At 54.2% G+C, this 7,712-nt stretch carries 7 protein-coding genes; 2 read left to right on the forward strand and 5 right to left on the reverse strand.

The window, feature by feature from the left end:
- Positions 1-34: 34 nt before the first annotated feature.
- The 4 genes from H8E27_05395 to H8E27_05410 form a co-directional block, all read right to left on the reverse strand.
- The gene (locus tag H8E27_05395) at positions 35-1,120 is read right to left on the reverse strand and encodes a hypothetical protein (GenBank protein ID MBC8325042.1); all 1,086 of its coding nucleotides are present in this window, start codon (positions 1,118-1,120) and stop codon (positions 35-37) included.
- Positions 1,121-1,498: 378 nt separating this feature from the next.
- Positions 1,499-2,929 (reverse strand): DUF1501 domain-containing protein, encoded by a 1,431-nt coding sequence (locus H8E27_05400; protein ID MBC8325043.1) that lies wholly within the window; start codon positions 2,927-2,929, stop codon positions 1,499-1,501.
- Between the two features lie 46 nt (positions 2,930-2,975).
- The gene (locus H8E27_05405) at positions 2,976-4,826 is read right to left on the reverse strand and encodes a sulfatase-like hydrolase/transferase (GenBank protein ID MBC8325044.1); all 1,851 of its coding nucleotides are present in this window, start codon (positions 4,824-4,826) and stop codon (positions 2,976-2,978) included.
- 40 nt (positions 4,827-4,866) lie between these two features.
- Positions 4,867-5,643, reverse strand: coding sequence for a hypothetical protein (locus tag H8E27_05410; protein ID MBC8325045.1), 777 nt, complete (start codon positions 5,641-5,643; stop codon positions 4,867-4,869).
- Positions 5,644-5,866: 223 nt separating this feature from the next.
- On the opposite strand from H8E27_05410, the gene H8E27_05415 reads away from it, so the two are divergent.
- Together H8E27_05415 and H8E27_05420 are read left to right on the forward strand one after the other, a co-directional pair.
- Complete coding sequence (locus tag H8E27_05415; protein MBC8325046.1) at positions 5,867-6,121, forward strand: YceK/YidQ family lipoprotein; 255 nt, start codon at positions 5,867-5,869, stop codon at positions 6,119-6,121.
- Positions 6,122-6,196: 75 nt separating this feature from the next.
- Positions 6,197-6,379 (forward strand): hypothetical protein, encoded by a 183-nt coding sequence (locus tag H8E27_05420; protein ID MBC8325047.1) that lies wholly within the window; start codon positions 6,197-6,199, stop codon positions 6,377-6,379.
- Positions 6,380-6,384: 5 nt separating this feature from the next.
- Here the strand turns inward: H8E27_05420 and H8E27_05425 are convergent.
- A partial coding sequence (locus tag H8E27_05425) for a carbonic anhydrase family protein (protein MBC8325048.1) occupies positions 6,385-7,712 on the reverse strand: 1,328 nt, incomplete at its 5' end.

Genomic DNA, 7,712 nt, shown 5'->3' on the forward strand with positions numbered 1-7,712 from the left:
CCTCCACCAATTATTCTGTTTTTCTTGTGGTGAATCATTGTCGGGTTTTGGGGTGTAGGATTCGTATGCGGTGGGTGTTGGTGTCTCCGATGTAGATTGCGCCTGTTGAGTCGACAAAGATTCCGTGTAGCCGATTCATGCGGCAATGCAAGGGATTGCCTTCCGGGCCGTCCCCTTTGCGGCCGGTTCCGGCGATGAGTAGTAACCGGCCCGTTCGACGTTCGATCATTCGTACGGTATGGCTTTCGGTATCGGCTAAATAAATGTTGCCTTGCGGGCCGACGGCAATTCCTTTGGGGCCCGATAGGGTTGCTTTGCGAGCGGGGCCGCCGTTGCCGGTGAATCCTTGTTTTCCGGTGCCGGCTTCGTGGTGGAGGGTTTTCTTTTTTAAATCGAGTCGATACACAGCATTGCCTTCGCGAAGTGCAAGCCAGAGTTGATGTCCTTCAAAATCGATTGCACGGGGTCCGTTCAGCGGGGTGCCGGAAATAGGGGCGCCATCGGGGGTGGGTTTGCGTTCGCCGGTGCCGGCGAATGTTACAATCCGACCGGTTTTTAGATTTACTCTTCGAATCCGGTGGTTGCCAATGTCGCAGATATATAATCGGCCTTCGGGGCCAAATTGAATGCTGTGCGGCCGGTTGAGTTGGGCTTGTGTTGCCGGGCCGCCGTCTCCAGAAAATCCGCCTTTGCCATTGCCTGCCACGGTGCTGATGCGCCCGGTTTGGGCGTCGACCCGCCGGACAATGTGGTTCTGCATTTCAACGAAGAAGAGGTTGCCAACTTCGTCCAGGCGCACTTCGTAGGGTTCGTTCAGCTTTGCTTGTTCGGCTGGGCCGCCGTCGCCGTCGTACCCCTTTTGGCCGTTACCGGCAACGGTTGTGATTTGTCCGAGCTTGTTCACGCGCCGGATGACGTGATTAAAGGTGTCGCAAATAAAAATGACCCCGTTGTCATCTTTGATAATGCCGAAGGGTCCGTTGAGTGTGGCTTTGGTGGCAGGCCCACGGTTGCCGGAATATCCTTTTTGGCCTGTGCCGGCCACAGTGTAGATTGTCGCGGCTTGGATGAGTCCGACGGAACTGAGAAAAATTAAGGAAAGAAAATGTTTCACGTGCAAACTTTAAGATTCAATTCGCACTCGCTCAAGCTTGATTAAAAAACCCGCGACGTTGATTCGCTGCGTTGACAAACGGAGGGTTGGGAACTATCGTTATTGGGACCAAGTAAATTCCGGCTGCAACCTCGTGGTTTTATGTCAGCCGATTTTGAGGATTTTATCTATGATAAAGAATGATTTTTTGCTGCGATCGAGGATGCGTTGGATGGTTTGCGTTGGTGCAGTTTTGGGGGTTGGGTTTCTTTCCGGCTGTAAAACTGTCAACAAGGTTAATCCGATTTCGGATGATTCCTATTTTCAATGGTTGTTTGCGCTCCCGCACAAAGCGGTGAAATCGGCGTTGGATATTGACGAGGAATAACCGATGGGCGTGAGGCTTCATCGCAATCCCTTGATTCCTTTGGCGTGATAAATGGGGTGCGGGCGTCCGGTGGAGTCGGTGTAGGTGGCGTTGGATGGGATGCCGAGTGATTCGTAAATGGTGGCGGCAAGGTTTTCGGGTTTTTGTGGCGCGTGCGCGGGATGGCCGCCGATTTTGTCGGACGCGCCAATGACGTTGCCGCCGTGCACGCCGCCGCCGGCACAAAGGATGGATTGTGCAGCACCCCAATGATCGCGCCCGGGCAGTTTGACGCCAGGCAGGGTGGTGATTTTCGGGGTGCGGCCAAATTCACTGGCCATTACGATGAGGGTATCGTCCAACAAACCGCTGGCACTCAAGTCATCGATAAGCGCGCTCAGGGCGCGATCCATGGGCGGCAGGAGATAATTTTTCAAGTTGGGGAACGCGGCTTGGTGGGTGTCCCAAGTTTCGTTGTTGCCGAGGTTCACCTGCACAAGGTTTACGCCGAGGTTCACGAGATTGCGCGCCATCAGCAGCGACCAGCCGAAACTGTTGTCACCATAGCGCTCAATTTGTTTGGGATCGGCTTTGGAAAGGTCAAAGGCATCGTGCGCCTTGCCGTTGGACAGGAGTGAAAGGGCGGCCTGACGGTATTTATCAAAATCTTCCTGATTGGCAGCGGCCTCTAGTGCGCGTGATTGGGTTTCTAGGTTTTTGCGCAGTGCGATGCGATCGTTAACGCGGCGGAGATTTAAGCCCTGCGGCAAGGCGAGTTGCGGCGCGTGAAAGGAGAGGGTTGGATCCTCCATGGCGCCGGTGGCGTGATGGAATAAATATTGTGGATACGCCCCGTAGTGCAATGGATGTTTGGGAGACGCTTCCAAAAACCACGGGTCGCGCGCGGGGCCCATGCGTCCGGCGAATTGCCCGGGAATGGTGCGGCCGGTGCGGTGCACGATTTTATCCGGCATAACAATTACGGGCGTGGGGGCGTGCCCGCGCGGCTTGAGCAGTGAGTTGGTAATGGCGGCGATGCTTGGGTCGTCGGTGTCCTGCGGTTTGCTGGGATTAAAGGCCGCCGGCGCGGCGGACAATCCGGTGAGCATCGCGTGGTGTCCCTGCGAGTGTTCGTTGTGCGGATGCGTGAGCGATCGCACGAGTGCCCATTTGTCTGAACGCTGTGCTAACCTTGGCAGGTGTTCGCAAATATGAATGCCGGGTGTTTTTGTTGGGATGGGATTAAACTCACCGCGAATTTCGCGTGGCGCATTGGGTTTGAGATCAAAACTTTCATGCTGCGCCAAACCGCCGGAAAGGAAAACGTAAATGACTGATTTCCCTCGGGCACCGGGAGCCTCCGCGCGAAGCCGCGCCACATCGCTCATCCCTAATCCCATCAGGCCCAGCGCGCCCGCTCGGATTGCGGTACGTCTGGAAACTTCGTGTTGGTGATGGCCGAAGTCCATATGACACAACGAGACACCCGATTTTACATCTCGTCAAGTAGAGAAATCATTTTCCTTTTACACCGAATTCGGCAATGGAAGCCCACGGGCCGGCGTTGATTTCGGACAGTGCGCGAATGCGGATGAATCGGCCTTTTGTCTCGGTGCATTTTAAATCCTGTGGAGATTTGGTTTTCTTCAATTTGGTCTTTAGGGTGGGGGCATCAAATTGTTTTGGATCATTGGAGACGGCGATTTCGATCTCTTTGATCGTGCCGTTCCAACCGGTGTCTTGGCGGGCGAGGATGCGGAAACCGGTGAGGATGTGTTCTTGGCCAAGATCGATAATCAGCTCGTGGGGGTGCTTTTTAATTTCCGGCGAAAATTGGGTGTGCCAAATTGTATTCGCGTCGCCATCGATGGTGTTGCGGGCGAATTTGCCGTTGCCGGCATTTTCACTACTGGCGTGGATGATTTTGAAACGCTTGTTGGGCAGCAGTTCTTTGGAATTCCATTTCGCATTGCCGGGGCGTTGAGGAGGGCGGGTGGAGCCGTATTTGGCGCGGCGATCTTTTTCGTGATCGGCGCGATCGGCAAAAGTGCCTTCCACGGCCGGCTCGTGCGCTTCGGCGGCGTGGGTTTTGATTTGCGCGAGAATTTTCGGGTTTGCTTCGGCCACATTGTGGGCTTCGCTAATGTCTTGTTTCAAATTGTACAATTCCCACGGCGAATTAGGGCGCGGGCGCACCGCTTTCCAATCGCCCATCCGCACGGCGGTTTGGTTGCCGAGTTCCCAGTAGAGATATTTGTGTTGGGGTTGTTTTTTGCCGAGAAGCTCGGGGAGGATTGAAATGCCATCGGTATCTTTCACGGCGCGGGTGCCGGTAATTTCCGCGAGCGTGGGCATCACGTCGGGGAAATACCACAGATGATCGCTGACGCGGCCGGGTTTGATTTTGCCGGGCCAGCGGATGGCCATCGGAATGCGCAGGCCGCCTTCGTAGAGGTTGCCTTTGCCGCCGCGAAATTCCACACCGGTTTCCGGATGTTTATTGGCGCTGTGGAGGCCGCGCGGATGTTCTGATGTCTTGAAATAATTATTGCCGCCGTTGTCACCGCAGAAAAAGACGATGGTGTTTTCGTCGAGTTTTAATTCGTCCAGCAAATCGAGCACTTGGCCGACTTGGCGATCAATCATTCCTACCATTGCAGCGTATCGGCGGGCGGGCTCGGGCCAATCTTTGTCTTTGTAATCGGCCCATGCGGGATCGCTGTCGGGGATGTTAAATATTCCGTGTGGCGGAGTGATGGGAAGATAACAGAAAAACGGGTTGTCTTTATTGGCGCGAATGAATTTCAGCGATTCCTCAAAAATAACATAATGCGAATATTGCGTGCCGGTGCTGCCACCTTTGTTTCCGGGCAAGAGCACCTCTTTGCTGTTTCGGATAATGTAAGGGGGATAGTAACTGTGTGCGTGGACTTGGTCGTAGTACCCGAGAAACACATCAAAGCCATGTTGCTCCGGAACCCCAGTGGAGCCGCGTCCGCCGCAACCCCATTTGCCAAAACCGCCCGTGGCATAGCCGCCCGCTTTGAGAAGGCTGGCGATGGTTTGCTCCTCTGCTCGCATCGGCGTGCCACCGCCATTTACCCGGACAGAAGTGTGGCCACTGTGTTTGCCGGTCATCAATACGCACCGCGTGGGCGCGCACACGGAGGAGCCGGCAAGGGCCTGAGTGAACCACACCCCTTCCGCTGCAAGGCGGTCAATGCGTGGGGTCTTGATTGTTTTGCTCCCCATAAACGACGGCTCGTAGTAGCCGAGCTCGTCACACATAAGATAAACGATGTTGGGCTTGGGGGCCGCGTGAAGGGAGGGCAGCAATAACAGTGCGAAAATGGGGGCAAAGCGCATGGGCGTTTTTGGCACAGTGCGCTGCGCTTGGCAAGGAAGGTTAATCGTCCTTTGGAACCGGTTTGAAATCGGTTGATTCGCTTGAGAAACTGATGATATGTGGTGTCCACAACACCCGGCCTTCGATGCGAGAAGTTACGCGGTGATCGGCCCAGATTTCGGGGGTGAGGCGTTTTTGATAGGCGGTGAGTTTAAAAGAGTTCACCGTGGCTGCCAAACCGCCGATGATGTACAAAGGATTCGCCAGCACCACTTCGGCCTTAGCCATTTGGAACTCTTCTTGGTCGATCCAAATTTTAATGAGCACGTGCTTCAGCACTTCATTTGCCATTGTTTCTTTAAAGGGTTTTTCGGGGTCATGCAAAAACTGCAAAATATACGCGGGACGGTCATTGACCGTTTCAGTGCCAATTAAGTGGGGGATGAATTTGTCCCGGTGTTTTTCGATGTTGCGCACCATTAGATTGGCATCGCCTTGCTGGTCCGGATCGTTCGCCGAATCGCCTTTCCCCATAATTTTAATTTGATGTTTATGGATTTCCTTGCGCTCTTTCTCGACCTGTTCCGGGGTGGGCTTCTTCCCGTCATACAAAAGCAGCACGGGATCCCGATGATCTGAATACGAAAGGAAAGTCCGCGTCTTGTGGCGTTTCTTTTTGCCGTCCAGCTCATCAATCACGATGTTGCGTTGGAAAGAGTATACGATGCCCGCTTCAGTTTTGAGTTTCCGATGCTTCTCCGCTTCGAGTGCCTTGTTGGAAATTTCTTTTGCGGTGAGCGGGCGGGATGGCTGCGCGTCGGTAACGGCCGTAGGCATCGGGACAACGGCGTTGCCACCAAACGAAATGCATCCGGTGAGAGCGGCCAGGGCGAACGCCAGTAATACGTTTGCTCCAGTGTGTGCCCATGAAAATTTTGTGATTTTCATCGAAGCCCAGCCTATGGATTTTTCGATGAAATTGCAAAGCAGGATTCAGGGTTCTAAATATTTCAGGCCGTTTTTGAGTGGCTAAATGAGGGGGGCTCGTTACGGTGGCGGCGTGAAAATCACGAATTTGAAACAAAAATTAACAACCCTTGCGCTGGGTTCGGCTCTGCTTTTAGGCACGGGATGTTCCTCTTTGCAATCGCGAACCGTGCTCCATCAGGACGGCCCGTATCCCGGTGTGCGAAGTCTCAGTCAGAATTATCCGCATTCTGATTGGGGCGCAGCGCGTTATCCTGCAATGCTCATTGACCTGCCGTTTTCGGCGGTGTTCGATACACTGGCGTTGCCGGTGGATTCGCTGGATTAGCGGCAAGTTATCCCCAAGCACGGGAAAGCCCGTGAATAACCAATAAGCGGCATCGATTTTGCTTTGTGTTTGGGGATGAAAGAAAATGCCATCATCGAAGAATCAGCTCGCAAGGCCGGATTCCAGCGCCACCCCAAGCATCGCCACCAGCTTGGCTCCGATGGCCAGCCGGATGCGGTGATTGAGCAGTTCTATGACTGGCTCGATCGCCACGGCCACCGCGCTGCAAATGCGCCCGGTTTAGCCATCCGTGATTAGTGTGATTAGCGTGGTTGTGGAGCGGGAATGCTCTTGGGCAACGGAAGCACTCCGGGAAGTTTAATGCCGCCTCGCACACCGATTGAGGGGGCGTTGGTTTGCGGGAGCGGTACAGGGGACAGGGGAGAGGTGCCCGGCGTCACCGGGATGGGAATGATCACTTTCGGCACCAACACAGCGGGGGTCGCTTTAATGACAGGCTCCGTTGGCTTGTCTTCAAACTTTAAAATGAACCGGCGTTTTTTCTCCTTCACCGGCCGGGCATTGTTTGAATACCGTTTAGTAAACGATTTGATCTGTGCGGCGGAAAACTGGATGGGTTCGGCCATCACCGTCCAAAGAACATTTTCGGAACAGGGCGGAGTGGTTAGCGATCCGTTGTAGCGATAGTAGGAGCGCTTGCCTTTGGGGGGTAACAGGCTCATCGGGCCGTCAAGGCGGAAGCGGATGCCCCCGTCATTGGGTTTCACCTCGTCCAGATCCGACCAGAGGTCTTTGATAAAGGCATGGGCATCAGGTCCCGGCTCGATCATCACCCCAATCACGGCCAATTGAACTTGCGGCGCTTTTGGTTTGTCGGGTGTTTCTGCGGGGATCGCCGGGGCAGGATGCACAGGATCGCAGGAATCATCCTGCGCCTCATAGTCACTCTGCGCCACGAGTTGATGGACCAAATGCACTTCCATTTTGGCGGCGTCTCCATTGATTTCATGTTCACTCATGGCGTGGAAATGAAATTGTAACAGCTGATATTTTTGGCCATCGATGACGATGTAATTTTTGTCATTCTTGATGTCCACCTGAATCGTGTGGCCATTGTCCTTCATTAAATGCAAGCCACCGCTGTAATGAAATTCAATAGGTTTCAGCGTGGGGAGCGTGAGTGTTTGCTCCGGAATAATGTTGATGGGCGATTGACGGATGCCGGCCTTGGCGATGGCCCAATCGGATTTCATTTTGTACCACTCGAGGGGACCGGTTTTGCCCTCGTAGGACCAATGTGGATTTTCGGCGTGGTTTGCATCCGCATTGGGCGTGATCGCGTGAGGCTCAGCTGTTTTGGGGGTCGCTATTTGAGGTGTTGTGGTTTGATGACCGTGCGATTCGTTGGCGTGGACGTTATCCGGATGATTGGGCTGTACTGCGGGAACTTCAATGGTGGTGGTGGTGATTTTTGTGAGTTCAGCGGGGTTTATTTCATTCGGTGCTGCGGGAACGGTTCCGTGTGGTTCAGAAACAGTTGTGGGCGCGTTTTGATGATCGGCCCCATGAATGTCGTCAGGATCCGCGGTGGGATCCGCGGTGGGATCCGCGGTGGGATCCGCGGTGGGAT

Source organism: Limisphaerales bacterium, assembly GCA_014382585.1.
GTDB lineage: Bacteria > Verrucomicrobiota > Verrucomicrobiia > Limisphaerales > UBA1100 > JACNJL01.